2 protein-coding genes are annotated in these 1,950 nt (G+C 71.6%); both read right to left on the reverse strand.

The window, feature by feature from the left end:
- The coding region (locus tag NBW84_RS18545) for a hypothetical protein (RefSeq protein ID WP_445548761.1) at window positions 1–1,286 on the reverse strand (1,286 nt) is incomplete at its 3' end.
- A gap of 6 nt (window positions 1,287–1,292) precedes the next feature.
- A partial coding sequence (locus NBW84_RS18550; protein WP_250286008.1) for a hypothetical protein occupies window positions 1,293–1,950 on the reverse strand: 658 nt, incomplete at its 5' end.

Consider the following 1,950-nt stretch of genomic DNA (forward strand, 5'->3'; position numbering starts at 1 on the left):
GCCCCGGCCCCCGCCCGGCCACCGGCGGCCGCGCCCGCACCGGCCGCCGGGGACGCCGACGACGCGCCCCGCGGCGTACCCTCCGGCCCGCCGGGAGAAGACTCCCCGGCCGGGGCGGGCTGCTGGCCCCCGGCGGGCGGCGCCCACGGACCACCCCCCGAGGGAGACGGCCCGGACCCGTCGGCACCGGGCGGCCGCGCCCGTGGTGGGCCGCCCGGACCGGTCTGCGCCAGGTAGGCGGCATGCTCCCCGGCCGGCCCGCCAGAACGGCCCGCTGACCGGGACGCCACCCCGGCGGTCACGGCCAGCACCCCGGCGGAGGCCGCCGCCCCGGCCAGCGCTCCTCCCCCACCGCCGCCGCCGGCTTCCCCCGCCGCCCAGGTGAACAGCCGCATCAGCACCGGCAGCGCGACCAGCGACAGGATCATCATGGTCAGGCCCATGAACCGGTCCCGGTTCGCGGTCACGGGGTCCGAGCCGGACTCCGAGGAGTGCAGGTAGCTGAACGCCGCCCCGTAGACCAGGGCCGCGGCCGGTTTGTAACAGACCATCGCGACCAGCCAGCCGACGATCTTCGGCATCCAGCGGCGGGTCGACGGCAGGAACCCGCCGGCGGCAGCCAGGACCAGCATCCCGGTCAGGATCGGGATACTGGCCTCCCGGAACATCATCAGGATTGCCTGCACGATCGAGACCACCAGCGCGATCAGACAGTAGACGATCACGAATCCGGTGGCGGCGAGGTTCTCCCCGTCCACCCCGAGGACGTGTTTCATCGTGGGCGCCAACTGCTGGCCGTCCGTGGACAGCACCCAGTCGGAAAACGCATCCCCGACATCCAGACTCTGCTGGACGACGAAGACCCCGATCCCGGTTGTCAGCCCCACCAGCAGCAGACCACGAGCGATGTCGAGGAGCGGCTGGGGTTTGTGTTGCAGGGCCATCCGCGCGGCCTGGATCGTCAGCCCGCACAACGCCACCGTGATCACGATGGGCCACATCCAGCCCCGGATCGTGGCGACCACCTCGATCGGGGGTGCGTTCGCCGGGTCCGTACCGGGCGCGACCAGCTGCTGCACCCGGATGGAGGGGGCCTTGACCCACCAGGTCGAGGTGGTGTCCACCATCCACGCCAGCCCCTTGGCCAGCGTGTCCTCCAACGAACTCAACGTACTGTCACTGACCTTCTCGACAGCCTTGCCAGCGCCGGCCTTGACAATGGCGCCGCCCAACTCGGTGGCGAGGCCGAACTGGGTGTATCGCAACGGGTCGAACAGAGAGGCCATGGGTTTCTACCTCCGGGGAAACAGCTGAAAGCCTGCGGTGGAAGCGATTGAGGTTGCCACCACGTCCCAGTTGCCGCCGGGTGGGGCCACAACCCGCCAGTCCCCCCGCTCCCAACGCAGCTCGATGCGCCCGTCGGCGTACACGGTGGTGCCAGTGGGGGTCTCACTGGCGGTGGCCAGGTGCAGTACGACCTGGTCGGGCGTAGCTGCGTCGAACCGCACTCCGGCGAAGCGGTAAATCGTGCCAGGCATTTTTCCCGTCAGCCGGGCGGGGACGCCTTCGTTTGCCGCGTCTGTACGGGTCTGTTCTACCAACGCAGGCTGGTCCACACCGGTGGCCTGCTCGGCGATGGTGGGTTCGAAGACGAACGGGCTGACCGAAGATCCGGTCCGGAAGCCGATGTTGACTGCGGCGAGGGCCGCGCCCAGCGGGGTGTGCGCGAACCCGGACGCCCGGTCGTCGGCCAGCGTGTGCGGGCCCGCGGTCGGCGACACCGGCAGGGCGAAGCCGTGGAAGTCCATCCAGGTCAGGTCGGAGAAGTCCAGGACGGGCAGGCCCGGATCCGGGAGCAGCGGCCCGCCGCCTGCCGGGACCGGGCTGGCCGTACCCGCGGTCGGGGACGGCGCCGGTGTCGGGGAGCCGCCCCGGCCACCGAGGAGCAGT

Origin of the sequence: Protofrankia sp. CiP1_Cm_nod2, assembly GCF_920664355.1 — a bacterium.
In the GTDB taxonomy this organism is placed as follows: domain Bacteria; phylum Actinomycetota; class Actinomycetes; order Frankiales; family Frankiaceae; genus Protofrankia.